The following is a 15,790-nucleotide window of genomic DNA, read 5'->3' as shown; positions in this document are numbered from 1 at the left end:
GCGGGAGCTGCCGGTTTCGGATTCCGCCCACGATCGGCCCATAGGCCGGTTCCGTGAAGGAGCTGGCCCGATGAGACAGGTGAAGCCATGAACGACGTCGGAGCATGGACGGACGAACGCGTCGAGCTTCTCAAGAAGCTCTGGAGCGACGGACTGAGCGCCAGCCAGATTGCGGGCGAACTCGGCAACGTCACGCGTAATGCCGTGATCGGCAAGGTGCACCGGCTTGGTCTTTCCGGGCGAGCCAAGAGCCCGGCCGCTTCGTCGACGCCGCGCCCCCGCAAGGCGCCGACCCGCGCGCCGAGCCATCCTGTCGGCGGCAATGCCGGCATGACCCGTGGCGCCAATGCGCTCGCGCCGCAATATGAGCCCGAGGTCGAGGTCGAGGCACAACAGGCGCCGGCTTTGCCTGAGGACGTCGTGGTGCCGTTCTCCGATCGGGTCACCATCATGGACCTGCGCGAATATATGTGCCGCTGGCCGATGGGCGACCCGACCACGGCGGAATTCCGCTTCTGCGGCGGCCGTTCGCAGACCGGCATGCCCTATTGCAGCTACCACGCCCGGATTGCCTATCAGCCCGCGGCCGATCGCCGTCGCGACCGCAAGGTCGTGCGCGCCTGAGCCAAGGCTCCTTGGATCTGAAATCGAAGCCGGCCCCGCAAGGCCGGCTTTTTCATTGGGGCCCGCGGGAGCGGAGCGGGTGATCCCGACTTTACGGTCGCTTAACCCAGTTTGCGTCGCTCGAGGCGCTTGCTCCAGCGCGATAGCGCGTAGCAGATCAGCCAATAGATCGCCCCGGCAAAGGCATAGGCCTCCATGTTCATCCCGACCCAGTTGGGGTCGGCAAGCGAGGCCTGGGCGATGCCGAGCAGGTCGAGGATCGAGACGACGAGCACGAGCGTCGTGTTCTTGATCAGCGCGATGAATTCGTTGGTCATCGCCGGCAGCGAAATCCGCAAGGCCTGCGGCAGAACGATCAGCCCGGTTGCCTTCCAATAGGTCAGTCCCAGCGCGGTTGCGGCCTCGCGCTGGCCGGAGGGAAGCGCCTGCAATCCGCCGCGGACGGCTTCGGCCATATAGGCGGCGATGACGAGGCCGAGCCCGATCACGGCGCGCGCCAGGCGGTCGATGCCCGTGCCGCTCGGCAGGATCAGCGGCAGCAGCAGCGAGGCGAGGAAGATGACCGCGATGATCGGCACGCCGCGCCAGAACTCGATGAACAGCACGCTGATCAGCCGCACCACCTTGAGCTGCGACTGGCGTCCAAGCGCGAGCAGGATGCCGAGCGGGATCGCGATCAGGCTGGAATAGACCGAGATGAAGAGCGTCAGCATCAGCCCGCCCCACTCGCGCGTCTCGACCGGGCGCAGACCGAACCCGCCGGCAAGCAGCCAGACGCCGAGCGGTGGCAGGATGATCAGCGCCAGGATCGCGAGCCGGATCCGCATGGATTTCGGCGAGAGATAGAGGCCGAGCCCAGAGAGTGCGAAGATTGCTCCGGTGAGATCGGCCCGCCAGCGCTCGTCGACGGGATAGAGCCCATACATGAACTGGCCGAAGCGGGCCCGAATGAAGACCCAGCAGGCACCGCTGCCGGTGCAATCATTGCGCGTGGTGCCGGACCAGGTCGCGTCGATCAGCGCCCAGCGGATCAGCGGGACCGCGACCCAGGCGATGCCGAGTGCGAGGACCACTGTGAGGGCGGCGGTTGCCGGCGTGCCGAACAGCCTCTGGCGCCAGAGCGGAAAGGTCGCTGCGCTCATCGGGTCACCAGCGCGATCCTGGCATTGTACCAGTTCATGAAGGCGGAGACGGCAAGCCCGATCACCAGATAGACCGCTAGCGTCATGGCGATGATCTCGATCGCCTGCCCGGTATTGTTCAGCGCCGAGCCCATGAACAGGCTGACGACGTCGGGATAGGCGATGGCCGCACCGAAGGACGAGTTCTTCAGCACGTTGAGATATTGGTTGGTCATCGGCGGCACGATCACGCGCAGCGCCTGCGGGATGACGACGAGCCGCAGGATCTGGCCGGGACGCAGCCCGAGCGCTGCAGACGCCTCGCTCTGGCCATGCGGCACGGCCTGGATGCCGCCGCGCACGATCTCGGCGATGAAGCCCGCCGTATAGGTGACGAGGGCCGCCAGCAGCGCGACGAATTCGGGGATCACGACGAAGCCGCCGCGGTAATTGAAGCCGCGCAGCACCGGCACGTCCCAGCGCACGGCGAGTCCGGCCCAGGTGACGGCCAGAGCGGGCACGATCAGGACGAACAGGATGCCCAGCATGAGCACGGGCGCATCGCGGCCGGTCTCCTCCTTGCGCCGGCGTGCCCAGCGCATCACCAGCCACTGTATGAGCCAGGACAGGAGCATGATCGCCAATGCCCAGCGGAAGGGCGCCGGCGAGTCGGGCAGCGGCATCGTCAGGCCGCGATTATTGAGGAAGGCGACGCCGAATAGGCTCAGCGAGGCGCGTGGCGCCGGCAGGGCCGCGATCACGCCGAAATACCAGAACAGGACGAAGAACAGCAGCGGGATATTGCGGACGAACTCGATATAGGCACCGGCAATCGTCGAGAGCAGCCAGTGCGAGGACAACCGCGCGATGCCGATGATGAAGCCGAGCACGGTGGCGAGCGCGATCGCGATCACCGTGACGAGCATCGTGTTGGCGATGCCGACCCAGAACAGCGCGAGGATGTTGTCCTGCTGGGTGTAGCCGGTCAGGACGAAGGGAACCTCGATCCCCGAAGTGCGCCAGAGAAAGTCGAAGCCCGACGCGATGCCGGCCTTGACCATGTTCTCCGAGGCGTTGCGCACGAACCAGACGATCGCGCCGACGAGCCCAAGCACGAGCGCGACCTGATAGAACAGGTCGCGCACCCGCTTGTCGTTGATGAAGGACAGAACGCTGGCCACGGTTGCCGCCTCTTAGACAAGTGGCGAAGGAGGGGCCCCATTCCTTGCGGAGCGTAGCGCAGGCCCGGAAACCATCGAAAGGCGCTGCGCGCTGCGATGGCTTCCGGAGCTGTACGGCTTCGCCGCCTGCCCGGAATGACGCCCGGTTTCTCGAAGCACCGTCAGGCGCCTGATGCCGTGGTTCTCACTGGAAAGGCGGCGTGAACAGCAAGCCGCCCTTGGTCCAGAGCTGGTTCTGGCCACGCTCGAGCTTCAGCGGCGAGCCCATGCCGACCGAGCGCTCATAGCTCTCGCCATAATTGCCGACCTGCTTGATGGCCTTGTACATCCAGTCGTCCGGCAGGCCCATCATCGCGCCGAAACCGCCTTCGACGCCAAGCAGGCGGCGGACTTCCGAGTTCTTCGAATTGGCCTTCATCTCATCGACATTGGCCGAGGTGACACCGAGCGCCTCGGCGGCGATGGTGCCATTCAGCACCCAGCGCACGATCAGCTGCCAGCGCTCGTCGCCGTAGCGCGTTACCGGCCCCTGGGGATCGTTCGAGATCGGCTGGGTCAGGATGATGTGCTCGTCGGGGACCTTGAGCTTGGCGCGCTGGCCGGCGAGCGCGCCGACGCCGGCGGTATAGGCGTCGCAGCGGCCGGCATCATAGGCGGCGATGGCGTCGTCGTTCTTCTGGAAATTGGTGATCGTGACCTTGAGGTTGCGCTCGCGGAACCAGTCAGCCGCGTTCTTCTCTTCGGTCGAGCCGGCTGCGACGCAGACCGAGGCGCCATCGAGATCGGCCGCCGTCTTGGCATTGGTCGACTTGCGGACGATGAAGGTCTGGCCTTCGTAGAAATTGATGCCCTGGAAGTTCAGGCCCAAGGTCGCGTTGCGCGAGAAGGTGATGGTCGAGTTGCGCGAGAGCAGGTCGACCTGGCCCGATTGCAGGATCGGCCAGCGCTGCTGAACCGAGGTCGGCGTGAACTTCACCTTGGTGGCATCGCCCAGCACGGCCGCAGCCAGTGCCTTGCAGTAATCGACATCGAGCCCCGTCCACTCGCCCTTGTCATTGGCGAAGGAGAAGCCGGGCAGGCCGAGATGCACGCCGCATTCGAGATGCCCGCGAGCCTTTATGGCATCCAGCGTCGGGCTCGGCGCCAGCTGTTGCGCATGGGCGGAGGTCGCCGCGACTGCGAGGGCGGCTGCGGCCCCCAGGATCATCATCTTCGTCATTGTCATTCCCCCGAAGCCTGGGCGGCTTTCTGCATGGTGGCGCGACTATGCAACAGCTGAGCGGCGAAGGGGAGTGGGTGGAATTCGAATCCCGGATGCGATGTCGAGTGGAAGACGGCTGGCGGCACCGTCATCGGTGCATCACTGCGCGGTCATGATGGCCTGCACGAATCCGTCTTCGACATAGGTGACGCTGCCGTCCGGCAGTCCGAGGATGCGGTCAATGGCGATGCCCTGGAAACGCAGCTGCTGATCGAGCGCATCGATCGCCGCCGGAGCGTCCGGGGTTCCCGATGCCGAGATCGCCCGGGCCATGGCGTCGTGACTGGTGGCGCTGAGATGCAGCACGATCTCGGCTGCGATTCCGGCATCGGGCACCTTGAACACGCCTTCGGCCTTCCCCGCCGCGATGATGCGGGTGAGCACCGGGACCGCGAGCGGGATCACGGTTGCGTTGATGCGGTGATAGAGCACGATGTTCTCGGGCTTGAAGAGGACATCGAATGTCGCTCTGAGCCGGGGTGCATCCTCGAGCTTGATTTGCCGGGCGCGCGCCAGAAAGCCGTTCAATCGCGCAAGCGGTGGGAGATCGGGCGCCTCCGTCAAATCCGTGAGGCGTTCGACCGAGGTCAGGGCGAGCCGAGACGCCAAAGCGGCAAGCAGGTCCTCCTTGGCGGTGAAGTGGTGATAGAAACCGCCCTTCGAGATGCCGGCACGTGCAATCACATCGTTGATCGTCGTGCGCTCGTAGCCGCGTTCGAAGAACAGCGCCTGGGCGCAGTCGAGCAGCTCGTTCCTGCGATCATCGGGGTGTTTCACCACGCGGGGCATGCCGGTTCGGTCTCTCCAACTTGACGACCGACCGTCGGTCTGTAAAATGACCGACGGTCGGTCTGTAACTTTAGCGCCTGGATCGATGCGGGGGCAATGAATAATCGCGTCGCGCCATGCTGCTGCTGCCGCCGCCTCCTCCTGGGAGGGATGCCTTGAAGCTCGTTCGTCGTCTGCTCGTCCTAGCCGCGCTCGCCGTCGCGACTGCGGCCTACTGGTCCGCCACCCGGCCGGCGCAGGTCTCCAGCGTGCTGGCGAAGCGTGGCGACGCGGCGGCCATCGTCTATGCGACGGGCGTCGTCGAGCCTCGGACCTGGGCCAAGGTGACCCCGCTCATCCGCGAACGCATCGTCGAACTCTGCAACTGCGAAGGCACCCGGGTCGAGGAGGGGCAGATTCTGGCCAGGCTGGACAGGGCCCAGGCCGAGGCGACGCTGGCCGAAATGAAGGCGCGCCATGCCCTTGCCTCGACGGAGCTTGAGCGGCTTTCGACGCTTGTCGAGCGCAAGGTCGTCACCCAGCAGGCGCTTGATCGCGCCCGCAGCGAAATCGGCCAGGCCGCGGCGCTTGTCGCAGGCCAGACTGCCCGGCTGGAGAACTATCTGCTCCGCGCGCCGATGCGTGGCACCGTCCTGCGCCGCGACGGCGAGGTTGGCGAGATCGCCGAGCCCGGCACGGTGCTGTTCTGGATTGGCGAGGCGAAGCCGCTGCGCGTCGTCGCCGAGGTGAACGAGGAGGACATTCCCCAGGTCAAGGTCGGCCAGAATGTCTTGCTGACGGCCGATGCCTTCCCGGGCCGGAAGCTTGAAGCCACGGTCGACAGTATCACGCCCAAGGGCGATCCGATCGCGAAGAATTATCGTGTCTATCTGTCTTTGCCGGATGAGACGCCCGTGATGATCGGCATGACAGTCGAGATCAATGTCATCGTGCGGGTGTCGCAGAATGCCCTGCTGCTGCCGAACAACGCCGTGCACGACAATGCGGTATTCGTCGTCGAGGGCGATGTCGTGCGCCGCCGCGAACTGACGATCGGTATCCGCGGCACGAGCGAGGTGGAGGTTCTCTCGGGGGTGCCGGACACGGCGCGCGTCGTTGCGCCCTATCCCGAACGTCTCAGTGACGGCGCGCACGTCAGGGCTCAGGGAGGGTGAGGCCATGCGGCTGATCCTCGATCTTGCCTTGACGCATATCCTCGGGCGCGGTCGGCAGACGCTCGTCGCCGTGCTCGGCGTGGCGCTCGGGGTCGGCTTCTCCATCGCCATGGCGGCCCTGATGCAGGGGGGCGAGGACGATTTCGTCGCGAGGCTCGTCGACACCATGCCGCATGTCGCCATCACCGACGAACGGCGCGCCGCACGCCGGCAACCCGCGCAGGACCAGTTCGCATCGGTTCAGATCGCCGGGCTGAGACCCAAGGACGATCGTCGCGGTATCCTCAACCCGACCGAAGCGACGGCACTGCTGAGAGCCTGGGTTCCCGGCCGGATGGCATCGGGCCTGAAGACGCAAGGGGTGGTGCGCTATGCCGGGCGCGATGTCGGCATCGGCATCATCGGCATCGAGCCGCAGGCCGAAATGCGCGTCTCGTCGATCGCCAGGGATTTCCGCCAGGGGAGCTTCACCTCGCTGATCGCCGGGGGCAACAACATCGTCGTCGGCGACCGCCTGGCCCAGCGTCTTGGTGCCGAACTCGGAACAACCGTGACGGTGGTCTCCTCCACCGGCCAGACCCGTGCCTTCAAGATCGTCGGCCTGTTCCATACCGGAACGACCGCCCGTGACGAGGGAGAGGGCTATGTTCTGCTCAAGAACGCTCAGATCCTGAGCGAGCGGCCGAACGCGATCAACGAGATCCGCCTGAAGCTCGACGATCCCGCTTCCGCTCCCCAGGTGGCACGGCGCGCGGAGGCGCTGATCGGCTACAAGGCGGTCGCCTGGCAGGAGGCGAACGAGTCGCTGCTCGAGGCTTTGGTGATCCGCAATGTCATCATGTACACCGTCGTCGGCGCCATCCTGCTGGTCGCCGGCTTCGGCATCTTCAACATCATCTCGACCATCACCCATGAGAAGGCGCGCGACATCGCCATCCTGAAGTCGCTTGGCTTCACGGAAACCGACATGCGCCGTCTGTTCCTCCTGGAGGGGCTTGTGCTCGGGGCTGGAGGTTCGCTGATCGGCTGGGCGGTCGGCCTTGCCCTGTGCTTCGCGCTCTCGCTCGTCCGCTTCGAACTCTCGGGGGCCTCAGTGGTGCAGGAGATCACGCGGCTGCCGCTGGCCTGGAGCCCCTGGCATTACCTGATTGCGGCCGGGTTCGCCCTGGTTTCGGCCGGGATAGCCGGCTATCTGCCGGCGCGGCAGGCGGCGCGGCTCAACCCGGTCGATATTATCCGGGGGGCGACATGACGGCGCTGATCGAAGCAGCCGGCCTGACGCGCGTGCTCCCGGCCGCCGTGCCCGTGACCCTGGTGCAGGACGTGACGCTGACGATCGGCGAGGGCGAATTCGTCGCCATCACCGGCCCGTCCGGCTCGGGCAAATCCTCGTTGCTCTATCTGCTTGGCCTGCTCGACCGGCCGACAACCGGCCTGCTCCGCATCGGCGGCCGCGACACCGATGGGCTCGGCGAACGGGAGAAGGCGCGGATCAGGCTGGAGACTCTCGGTTTCGTCTTCCAGTTCCATTTCCTGCTGCCGGAATTCACCGTGCGCGAGAATGTCGAGATCCCGATGCGCCGGCTCGGGCGCCTGACGTCTGGAGCGATGCGCGAGCGCTCGACGCAACTGCTCGAGGCGCTCGGCCTCGTCGACCATCTCGACAAGCGGCCGGACCAGCTTTCGGGCGGGCAGCGCCAGCGTGTCGCGGTCGCCCGTGCTCTCGCCAACGACCCGCCTCTCGTGCTCGCCGATGAGCCGACCGGCAGCCTCGACAGCAAGAACTCCGAGCAGGTCTTCGCGATTCTCGACGCGCTGGTGCGTGAGCGCGGCAAGACCGTGATCGCGGTGACGCATGACCTGGAGATGGCGGCGCGGATCGGACGGCGCATCCATCTCGTCGATGGCCGGGTGACCGAGGACGAAACCCCGACGGAGGGCTGAGCCGCCGCCCGCGCGAGCGCCTCAGGTGCCGAACACCGTGTTCAGCTGGCTGCCGACCATGATGAAGGTGGTGCGCTTGGGCATCTCCTTCAGCCGCACGGCGCCGATATAGGTCATCGCCGAGCGCACGCCGCCCATCAGTTCCTGCATCGTGCCCTCGACCGGGCCGCGATAGGGCACCTCGACGGTCTTGCCTTCCGAGGCGCGGTATTTGGCGACGCCGCCGGAATAGCGCTTCATCGCCGTGTCCGAGGACATGCCGTAGAAGGTCATCGCGACCGGAACCTTCTTGCCGTCGTGCTCCTCGTACCGGATCTTGCCCTCGCATTCGTCATGGCCGGCGAGCATGCCGCCGAGCATGACGAAATCGGCACCGCCGCCATAGGCCTTGGCGAGATCGCCCGGCACAGTGCAGCCGCCATCTCCGCAGACCAGACCCTTCAGGCCATGGGCCGCATCGGAGCATTCGATGATGGCGGAGAGCTGCGGATAGCCGACGCCGGTCATCTTGCGGGTGGTGCAGACCGAGCCGGGGCCGATGCCGACCTTGACGATGTCGGCGCCGGCAAGAAGCAGCGCTTCCGTCATGTCGCCGGTCACGACATTGCCGGCCATGATCGCCGCATGCGGGAAGGCTTCGCGGGTCGCCTTGACGGTGTCGACGAATTTTTCGGTGTAGCCATTGGCGACATCGAGGCAGATCTTGCTGATCGGCGCCTTGGAATGGACGTGCTTCAGCTTCTCGTGATCGGTCTCGGTGGTGCCGAGCGAATAGAAGGCGTTGGCCGACTCCTTCTCCTTGAAGAAGGCGATCAGATCGTCGGCATCGTAATGCTTGTGCAGGGCCACCATCGCGCCGTGCTTCAGCAAGGCGCGCGCCATGCCCATGGTGCCGACCACATCCATGTTGGCGGCGATCAACGGGAAGCCGGTCCAGTCCTTGCCTGTATGGGCGAAGCGGAACGTGCGGTTGACGTCGACATGGGCGCGGCTGCCCAGTGTCGACCGCTTGGGCCGGATCAGGACGTCTCGGAAGTCGAGCTTGGGATCGTTCTCGATACGCATGATGGAAGCCTCGGCTGCTTTGGCGCGGAATTCGGGCGCACGCTGAGGAGGCGTGCCGGGACTCATAGCCGGTCCGGGGCCTTGGACGCAAATGGCGTGCAGCGGCCGTTCGCGGCAACACTTTAGCAGTTGCTAAAATAATTCTGGACGGACTCGCTGCCTCAAGATACTTAAGCGTATGCTTCACCAACCGGCGCAACTCGACTTGATGTTCCAGGCCCTGGCGGACCCGACCCGCCGGCTGATGGTGGAACGCCTGTGCGATGGGCCGGCGTCCGTGAGCGAGCTTGCCGCCCCGCTGGCGATGACATTGTCGGCCGTTGTGCAGCATCTCGCCGTGCTCGAGGAAAGCGGCCTCGTCCGCTCGCAGAAGCAGGGCCGCGTCCGGACCTGCCATATCGAGACCCAGGCCCTGCGCGCCGCCGAACGCTGGATCAACGAGCGCCGGATGCTGTGGGAGCGGCGCTTCGATCGCCTGGGCGCCTATCTCGCAGAAAATCCGGACGAGCCGGATGACGGAAGCCCGGCATCGAGCAGAGGAGCACGGGATGACAGATCATAGTGTCACGCACGCCACCTTCACCATCGAGCGCGTCTATGACGCCTCCGCTGCCCGCGTTTTCGCGGCCTGGGCCAATCCGGCGATCAAGCGGCGCTGGTTCGCCTGCCATGACGACTGGGCGGCCGGCGCACATACGCTCGACTTCTCGGTCGGCGGCCAGGAGCATTCGACGACCCGGGATTCCGACGGCGTCGACCATGTCTATGACGCGGTCTACCAGGATATCGTGCCCGGCACCCGTATCGTCTACGCCTATGCGATGCGCTTGGCCGAGCGGCGTATATCGGTGTCGCTGGCGACCGTTCTGTTCAGRTCTGAAGGCGCGCAAACGCGGCTTGTCTTTACCGAGCAGGCTGCCTTCCTCGACGGTTACGACCGCCCGGAGGAACGGGAACACGGCACCCGCATCGGCCTCGACAATCTCGCCCACGAATTGCAGCGCCAGTCCGCCGCCGCCTGATGTCTCACGGAGGCTCGACCATGTCCCTGACGCTGCATTTCCACCCGCTGTCCTCGTTCTGCCAGAAGGTGGTGATCGCGCTCTATGAGAACGGCACACCCTTCACGCCAAAGCTTGTCGACCTGGGTGATCCGGAACAGCGCATGGCTCTGCTGCAGCTCTGGCCGATGGGCCGGTTCCCGCTGCTGCAGGATGAAGCGCGGGGCCGCATCGTGCCTGAGTCCAGCATCATCATCGACTATCTCGACCAGACCTATCCGGGGGCGCTCAGGCTGATCCCTGACGATGCCGGACACGCGCTCGAAACCCGGCTGCAGGACCGCTTCTTCGACATTTATCTCAATGAGACCATGCAGAAGATCGTCGGTGACCGCATCAGGCCGGCCGACGGCAAGGATCCGACCGGCGTCGAACAGGCAAGGAAACGGCTCCAGACGGCCTATGACGTGCTCGAGCATACGCTGGCCGGACGGCGCTGGGCCGCAGGGGATGCTTTCACCATGGCTGACTGCGCTGCCGCGCCGGCGCTCTATTATTCCGAGCTCGTGCTCCCGTTCCGCGACACGCACAAGGCCGTCGCAGCCTATTTCGACCGGCTGCTGGAGCGCCCGTCCTATATGCGCGTGCTGCGAGAGGCCGCGCCCTACCTGCATATGTTTCCACGCGGTTAGCGGCTATCGCGAACAACCCTTGCATCATGACTGCACACTGTGTCGCTCGCGATGAAGCGTGCCATCAGCTTGCGCCGGCGAGCGCCTCCGCCGCCTTGCGCGCGACCACGGCGTCATAGGCGGCCCGCAGGCGCGTGCCGACGCTGAGCCAGCCGGGATTTGCGCGTCGCGGATTGGGCTGGCCGAGATGGCTTTCGCGCAGTTCGTCCATGAACTCTTCCCAGAGGGCGGGCCCGCCCTCGGCCAGCAGTTCGGCGCGGATCGAGAGTTCCTCGCTGACCGGCAGGAATTTCAGCCCCCAGCACGACATTTGGGCCAGCGCCGGCAGGAGCCCGATGCCCTTCTCCGTCAGGCTGTAGGTCACCTTCTGCTTGTGGCTCGGGTCGTCGCTCCTGGTGATGATGCCCTGGTCGAGCAGCGTTTTCAGCCGGTCGGCCAGGATGTTGGACGAGATGCCCTCCTTGGAATGCAGCAGCAATTCCCGGAAGTGCCGACGGTTGCCGAACATCATGTCGCGAATGATGAGCAAGCTCCATTTGTCGCCGACCACCTCGAGGGTGAGGTTGATCGGACAGCCCGAGCGAGGATCGTCGGTCATGCGCAGTCTCCCGAAAGCCGGCTTTCAAATACCGCTTGCATTATGAGATCAGTCTCCCTAGCTTACAACCAGTTGCAAAAAGCAACTGGTTTTGATTTGGAGACGAATATGTCCGACCGCACCGTCACTCACGCCAGCTTCGTCATTGAACGCGATTATGCCGCTTCCCCCTCCCGGGTCTTCGCAGCCTTTGCCGATCCGGCGCAGAAGCGCCGCTGGTTTGCCGAGGGCGAAGGCTGGAGCATCGAGCGCTTCGATGTCGATTTCCGGATCGGGGGCTCCGAGCGCAGCAGCTTCCGCTATCAGGGCGGACCGCCGATCAGCAACGACACGACCTTTCAGGATATCGTGCCCGATCGCCGTATCGTCTCCGCCTACACCATGACGATCGCAGGCGAGCCGATTTCCGCGTCGCTGGCGACGGTCGAGCTCATTCCGGTCGGATCGGGCACCCGCCTCGTCTATACAGAACAGGCTGCCTTCCTCGACGGCAAGGATGAGGTATCCACGCGCGAGGCCGGCTCCCGCGAGTTGCTTGAGAGTTTGGCTCAGGAGCTCGAGCGTACCGCGGCGGCGGTCTGATCCTCGTGCCCGCCATAGGGGTCGAAAGCCTGGAGAGGAGGCGCAATTCCTCCTCCCAGTGCCTTGCCGGGAGTCAGGCCACTAGGCTCTTCGCCAGCATGCAGTGCACGCCCTTGGAGCCGTTGACCGTCTGGGTCACACGCAGGTCAGCCGCGAGGCTGCACAGCATATAGGCCTCCTCCCGCGTCAGTTTGGTGCGTGCGCAGATCACGACGATCATCTCGCGCAGCGCCTTCTGAGCACAGATGTCGAGATCCGGGTCGATGCCCATGGTGATGTGATGCGTCGGCGTCTCGGCGCGTGGCGTGGTGAAGCTCAAGTCCTCGCGCAGGATGAACTCGAAGGTGCCTTCCAGGGCGGTCTCGATCGCGGTGACGCAAACCTCGCCGTCGCCCTGGGCGCCGTGACCATCGCCGCAGGAGAATAGCCCACCTTCGACGAAGACGGGGAGATAGAGCGTCGACCCCGGCCCCAGTTCCTTGTTGTCGAGATTGCCGCCGAAGGCGCGCGGCACCAGCGAACTCTGCCGGCCCCAATGCGCGGGCGGAGCCACACCCATTACGCCGAAGAACGGCGCGAGCGGCAGCTCCATGCCCCAGGGCAGATGCGCCAGATTCCTTTCGGCATCGAGCCCGATATGGACAAGCTTATAGGTGTCGAACTCTTCCGGCAGGGTGCCGGCGAGAGGCCTGATGAACGTGTAGCCCCAATCGGTGCGGAGTTTGACCTCGCGGATGCGCACTTCGAGGACATGGCCGGGCCTTGCTCCCCTCACCGCGACCGGGCCGGTGAGGATATGGCCCGGCATCGGGCGCTCGACCTTCGCGTGAATCTCGTGAGTTTCGGGCAGAACATGGAAACCCGATTTCGGCTGCTCTCCCGTGCCGCCGTTGATCGTGCGGATGGTGACGCTGTCGCCGCTCGCGATCGTCAGAACGGGCGGCAAGGCAGCGTCGAAGAAACCCCAGTGGCAGGTCTTCGGTCCGGCATCGAGCTGGTGATGGATCACGAGGGCATCCTGTAGCGAGCGCGAAGATCAGGCGGGAGGGGCAAGCGGCCGGGCGTTCTTGCGCATCGTGTAGAGCTTTGCCCCGATCACGAAGGTGGCGCCGATCCAAGTGGTGAGCGCCGGAATCTCGGAGAAGAAGACGAAGCCGGTGAAGCTCGCCAGCAGCAGGCGCGTGAAATCCAGCGGAGCGAGCGCGGCTGCCTCCCCGACCTGATAGGCGCGCGTGATCAGCCATTGCCCTGCCGTGCCGAAAAGGCTGAGCAGGATCAGCGAGAGCCATTGCTCGGCGGTCGGCTGGACCCAGAAGATCCAGGTCGGCACGGCGAGCACGATGATCAGCACGATGCCCTGGTAGATCAGGATCGTGTCGGTCCGTTCCGTCGCCGCCAGCTTGCGCACGCTGATGGTGATGCCCGCCCCCAGAAACGCGCCTGCGACAGACATCAGCGCGTAGATGTTCAGCCCCTGCGCCGATGGATTGAGCATGATGATGACGCCGATGAAACCGATGATGGTCGCGACCCAGCGGCGGCCATCGACCTTCTCCTTCAGCAGCAGCACCGCGGCGATGGTGACGAACAGAACCTGGCTGAATCCGATCGCGGTCGCCTGAGCCAGCGGAATGTAGATGATGGCGCTGAAGCCGCAGAGCATCGAAGCGAGCGTGATCAACCCGCGGAAGACCTGCAGTCCCAGGCGCGAGGTCCGCATCATGGCTGGCAGCTGGTTGGCCGCGAAGGCGATGATGATGACGCTCATGATCACCTGTCGGATCAGCAGCGTCTGGACCAGCGGAATGGCTGAGCCGATATGCTTGATCAGCCCGACCATCACCGCATAGACCAGCATCGACGACAGCATGTAGACCGAACCGCGCAGGTTGGGTGTCGAGCCGCGCCACCAATGCCTCAGCCGGTGCCGGCGGCCGGCGAACCAGCCGGAAGGGCCGGGTTCGATCACGCCGGGAATGGCGGCCAGCACGATAGGCGGAGCCTCGTCGCCTCTTGATTCTGGAGGTTCGGAATCCTCCGGCGATGCGTGCCGTAACGGCGTCGACAGCTCGCCGACACCGTCGTCAGAACCCGAGCCGCGCCGCTGCTCGGAAAGCCGGTCTTCGCTCATCGCCCGAACCATTGGCCGAGCGCGATCGCGCCCCCGGCTCTTCACATCGCAAATGCCCTGAAACCATTGATGATCTTCGACGTCCTGACCAGATGGTCAGTGGGCATGGCGGGGTTGTGATGGAAGGTGGCCGTCATGCGCCGACCCGTTCGGGTCGCGGAGCCGACATTCCATCGGCGGACTGTATGCGTCGGCCGAAGCGGTGTAGGAGCCGTGCCACCATCGACGCATTTCCGGCCGTCGCCGGGTTGAAGGGCACGACAGACGCATGCGGGAATTGCTGTCCGATTTTGTGAGCGGTCTGCGTTCGCTCTCTCCCCGGCGCTTCCCCTATCGCCGTTTTGGCCTCGCCCTTGCGCTCGGCGGCTTCGGCGGCTGGCTCTTCGTGCAGGCGAAGTTGCCACTGCCCTGGATGCTGGGTTCCATGGTGTTCTGCACGGTCGCCGCGCTGCTCAAGGCGCCGGTCTCCGCGCCCGGCGTCATTCGCCCCCCGATGAGCGCTGTGATTGGCGTGATGCTCGGTGCGGGCTTTCGCCCCGATCTCGTGGCGCAATTGCCGAACTGGCTGCCGACGCTGATTGGCCTCGTTCTGTTCATGACCGCCTGCGGCCTGTGCTGCGTCACCTATTTCCGCCGCGTCGCCGGCTTCGACCGGGTGACCGCCTTTTTCGCCGGCATGCCGGGCGGGTTGATGGAGATGGTTCTCCTCGGCGAGGAGAAGGGCGGCGATGCCCGGATCATCGCGCTGATCCACTCGGCGCGCGTTCTGCTTGTGGTGATGACCCTGCCGTTCATCGTTCAGTCGATCGAGGGTGTCTCGCTGTCGGCAACGCGCAATGCCGGCCCCTCGCTGGCGCAGACACCGCTTTTCGCCGAGCTCTGGCTCATTGGCTGTGGCGTCTTCGGGGTCATTCTCGGACATCTGCTGCGGCTGCCGGCCAAGCACCTGCTCGGCCCGATGGTGGTCAGTGCGCTGGTCCATTTCCTCGGCTGGAGCGATTCCGCCCCGCCTTTCCAAGTCGTCAACGCAGCCCAGCTCGTGCTCGGCGTCACGGTCGGTTGCCGCTTTGTCGGCACCTCGCCGAGCGTCATCCTGCGTGTCCTGCTACTTTCGGTCGGCTCGACGGCGGTGCTGCTCGCCCTGACGATTGCCTTCGCCTGGGGCGTCTCGAAGGTTTCGATCTATGGTCACGTGCCGCTGATCCTGGCCTATTCACCGGGCGGGTTGGCTGAAATGAGCCTGATTGCGCTGGCGCTCCACACAGAAGTCGCCTTCGTCGCGGCCCATCACATCATTCGCGTCTTCCTGGTCATGGTCGGCGCCGGGCCGGTCTTCGGCCTGATCCTCGGCGACAAGCGCAAGACCGAGACCGCGCCGGCCGAGTAGCGCCCAAGGCATCGGCCGGGAAAGTGGATTGCGATTCCCGGGAAAGCCGACGCTAACGCAGACGATGAGGTCGTCGGGTCTGATACGATATCCGGCCCCGTGATCTAGGCTCAGGACTTCGGTAACGGGGCCGTCTCAGTCAACTGGATTTTGGCGCAGATCATCGTTCGGCCGCTCTGATCGCGCGGTCGCGTGGCGATCCACATTGGCCGACACCGTCCAGCCTGGCTGGCTACGCGGCCTCGCCCTGAGACCTGAGA

Annotated in this window: 17 protein-coding genes; 9 read left to right on the top strand and 8 right to left on the bottom strand. The window is 65.1% G+C overall.

Going from position 1 to position 15,790, the window contains the following annotated elements:
- Positions 1-87 precede the first annotated feature (87 nt).
- Positions 88-624: a GcrA family cell cycle regulator gene (locus tag AB4118_RS23070; protein WP_113516797.1), complete on the top strand. Its 537-nt coding sequence runs from the start codon at positions 88-90 to the stop codon at positions 622-624.
- 101 nt (positions 625-725) lie between these two features.
- Here the strand turns inward: AB4118_RS23070 and AB4118_RS23065 are convergent, their stop codons facing one another.
- The 4 genes from AB4118_RS23065 to AB4118_RS23050 form a co-directional block, all read right to left on the bottom strand.
- Positions 726-1,766, bottom strand: a complete 1,041-nt coding sequence (locus tag AB4118_RS23065; protein ID WP_441491934.1) for an amino acid ABC transporter permease — start codon at positions 1,764-1,766, stop codon at positions 726-728.
- A complete protein-coding gene (locus tag AB4118_RS23060; RefSeq protein WP_441491933.1) occupies positions 1,763-2,926 on the bottom strand; it encodes an amino acid ABC transporter permease in 1,164 nt (387 codons plus the stop codon). The genes AB4118_RS23065 and AB4118_RS23060 overlap by 4 nt, the downstream gene beginning before the upstream one ends.
- A 184-nt stretch (positions 2,927-3,110) precedes the next feature.
- A complete protein-coding gene (locus tag AB4118_RS23055; protein WP_113516799.1) occupies positions 3,111-4,145 on the bottom strand; it encodes an amino acid ABC transporter substrate-binding protein in 1,035 nt (344 codons plus the stop codon).
- A 141-nt stretch (positions 4,146-4,286) separates the two neighbouring features.
- Positions 4,287-4,976, bottom strand: a complete 690-nt coding sequence (locus AB4118_RS23050; protein ID WP_441491932.1) for a TetR/AcrR family transcriptional regulator — start codon at positions 4,974-4,976, stop codon at positions 4,287-4,289.
- Between the two features lie 155 nt (positions 4,977-5,131).
- On the opposite strand from AB4118_RS23050, the gene AB4118_RS23045 reads away from it, so the two are divergent.
- The 3 genes from AB4118_RS23045 to AB4118_RS23035 are packed head-to-tail and all read left to right on the top strand — an operon-like array spanning position 5,132 to position 8,074.
- A complete protein-coding gene (locus AB4118_RS23045; RefSeq protein WP_441491931.1) occupies positions 5,132-6,130 on the top strand; it encodes an efflux RND transporter periplasmic adaptor subunit in 999 nt (332 codons plus the stop codon).
- 4 nt (positions 6,131-6,134) lie between these two features.
- On the top strand, positions 6,135-7,382 hold the full coding sequence (locus tag AB4118_RS23040) for an ABC transporter permease (protein ID WP_441491930.1): 1,248 nt from the start codon (positions 6,135-6,137) through the stop codon (positions 7,380-7,382).
- Entirely contained in the window at positions 7,379-8,074 is a 696-nt protein-coding gene (locus AB4118_RS23035; protein WP_441491929.1) for an ABC transporter ATP-binding protein, read from the top strand. The genes AB4118_RS23040 and AB4118_RS23035 overlap by 4 nt, the downstream gene beginning before the upstream one ends.
- Before the next feature lie 21 nt (positions 8,075-8,095).
- Here AB4118_RS23035 and AB4118_RS23030 read toward each other — a convergent pair whose 3' ends face one another.
- The gene (locus AB4118_RS23030) at positions 8,096-9,139 is read right to left on the bottom strand and encodes a GMP reductase (protein WP_441478548.1); all 1,044 of its coding nucleotides are present in this window, start codon (positions 9,137-9,139) and stop codon (positions 8,096-8,098) included.
- 178 nt (positions 9,140-9,317) lie between these two features.
- Between AB4118_RS23030 and AB4118_RS23025 the strand changes: the two genes are divergently transcribed.
- The 3 genes from AB4118_RS23025 to AB4118_RS23015 are packed head-to-tail and all read left to right on the top strand — an operon-like array spanning position 9,318 to position 10,832.
- A complete protein-coding gene (locus AB4118_RS23025) occupies positions 9,318-9,701 on the top strand; it encodes an ArsR/SmtB family transcription factor (protein ID WP_441491928.1) in 384 nt (127 codons plus the stop codon).
- A complete protein-coding gene (locus tag AB4118_RS23020; RefSeq protein ID WP_441491927.1) occupies positions 9,688-10,161 on the top strand; it encodes an SRPBCC family protein in 474 nt (157 codons plus the stop codon). Before AB4118_RS23025 ends, AB4118_RS23020 begins: the two co-directional genes overlap by 14 nt.
- Before the next feature lie 20 nt (positions 10,162-10,181).
- Positions 10,182-10,832 carry a glutathione S-transferase family protein gene (locus AB4118_RS23015; RefSeq protein ID WP_441491926.1) on the top strand — a complete coding sequence of 217 codons (651 nt, stop codon included), beginning with the start codon at positions 10,182-10,184 and terminating at the stop codon, positions 10,830-10,832.
- 64 nt (positions 10,833-10,896) lie between these two features.
- On the opposite strand, the gene AB4118_RS23010 is transcribed toward AB4118_RS23015, so the two are convergent.
- Complete coding sequence (locus AB4118_RS23010) at positions 10,897-11,430, bottom strand: winged helix-turn-helix transcriptional regulator (protein WP_441491925.1); 534 nt, start codon at positions 11,428-11,430, stop codon at positions 10,897-10,899.
- A 108-nt stretch (positions 11,431-11,538) separates the two neighbouring features.
- Here AB4118_RS23010 and AB4118_RS23005 point away from each other — a divergent pair, with 108 nt between their 5' ends.
- Complete coding sequence (locus AB4118_RS23005) at positions 11,539-12,012, top strand: SRPBCC family protein (RefSeq protein ID WP_441491924.1); 474 nt, start codon at positions 11,539-11,541, stop codon at positions 12,010-12,012.
- A gap of 73 nt (positions 12,013-12,085) precedes the next feature.
- Here the strand turns inward: AB4118_RS23005 and AB4118_RS23000 are convergent, their stop codons facing one another.
- Both AB4118_RS23000 and AB4118_RS22995 read right to left on the bottom strand, forming a co-directional pair.
- Positions 12,086-13,021 (bottom strand): acetamidase/formamidase family protein, encoded by a 936-nt coding sequence (locus tag AB4118_RS23000; RefSeq protein WP_441491923.1) that lies wholly within the window; start codon positions 13,019-13,021, stop codon positions 12,086-12,088.
- A gap of 27 nt (positions 13,022-13,048) precedes the next feature.
- Positions 13,049-14,143, bottom strand: coding sequence for a DMT family transporter (locus tag AB4118_RS22995; RefSeq protein ID WP_441491922.1), 1,095 nt, complete (start codon positions 14,141-14,143; stop codon positions 13,049-13,051).
- Between the two features lie 268 nt (positions 14,144-14,411).
- Between AB4118_RS22995 and AB4118_RS22990 the strand changes: the two genes are divergently transcribed.
- Positions 14,412-15,530 carry an AbrB family transcriptional regulator gene (locus tag AB4118_RS22990; protein ID WP_441491921.1) on the top strand — a complete coding sequence of 373 codons (1,119 nt, stop codon included), beginning with the start codon at positions 14,412-14,414 and terminating at the stop codon, positions 15,528-15,530.
- The last annotated feature ends 260 nt before the right edge of the window (positions 15,531-15,790 follow it).

Source organism: Allobosea sp. 2RAB26, from assembly GCF_052115465.1.
Classification (GTDB): Bacteria; Pseudomonadota; Alphaproteobacteria; order Rhizobiales; family Beijerinckiaceae; genus Allobosea.
The sequence above is the reverse complement of the archived record's forward strand: the minus strand, read 5'-3'. Positions and strand labels throughout refer to the sequence as shown.

What these genes read in the sequence shown, in the direction of transcription:
- AB4118_RS23070 (WP_113516797.1), top strand. Translation starts at nt 88, where the DNA reads ATGAACGACGTCGGAGCATGGACGGACGAACGCGTCGAGCTTCTCAAG.
- AB4118_RS23065 (WP_441491934.1), bottom strand. Translation starts at nt 1,766, where the DNA reads ATGAGCGCAGCGACCTTTCCGCTCTGGCGCCAGAGGCTGTTCGGCACG.
- AB4118_RS23055 (WP_113516799.1), bottom strand. Translation starts at nt 4,145, where the DNA reads ATGACGAAGATGATGATCCTGGGGGCCGCAGCCGCCCTCGCAGTCGCG.
- AB4118_RS23050 (WP_441491932.1), bottom strand. Translation starts at nt 4,976, where the DNA reads ATGCCCCGCGTGGTGAAACACCCCGATGATCGCAGGAACGAGCTGCTC.
- AB4118_RS23040 (WP_441491930.1), top strand. Translation starts at nt 6,135, where the DNA reads ATGCGGCTGATCCTCGATCTTGCCTTGACGCATATCCTCGGGCGCGGT.
- AB4118_RS23035 (WP_441491929.1), top strand. Translation starts at nt 7,379, where the DNA reads ATGACGGCGCTGATCGAAGCAGCCGGCCTGACGCGCGTGCTCCCGGCC.
- AB4118_RS23030 (WP_441478548.1), bottom strand. Translation starts at nt 9,139, where the DNA reads ATGCGTATCGAGAACGATCCCAAGCTCGACTTCCGAGACGTCCTGATC.
- AB4118_RS23025 (WP_441491928.1), top strand. Translation starts at nt 9,318, where the DNA reads ATGCTTCACCAACCGGCGCAACTCGACTTGATGTTCCAGGCCCTGGCG.
- AB4118_RS23015 (WP_441491926.1), top strand. Translation starts at nt 10,182, where the DNA reads ATGTCCCTGACGCTGCATTTCCACCCGCTGTCCTCGTTCTGCCAGAAG.
- AB4118_RS23010 (WP_441491925.1), bottom strand. Translation starts at nt 11,430, where the DNA reads ATGACCGACGATCCTCGCTCGGGCTGTCCGATCAACCTCACCCTCGAG.
- AB4118_RS23005 (WP_441491924.1), top strand. Translation starts at nt 11,539, where the DNA reads ATGTCCGACCGCACCGTCACTCACGCCAGCTTCGTCATTGAACGCGAT.
- AB4118_RS22995 (WP_441491922.1), bottom strand. Translation starts at nt 14,143, where the DNA reads ATGAGCGAAGACCGGCTTTCCGAGCAGCGGCGCGGCTCGGGTTCTGAC.
- AB4118_RS22990 (WP_441491921.1), top strand. Translation starts at nt 14,412, where the DNA reads ATGCGGGAATTGCTGTCCGATTTTGTGAGCGGTCTGCGTTCGCTCTCT.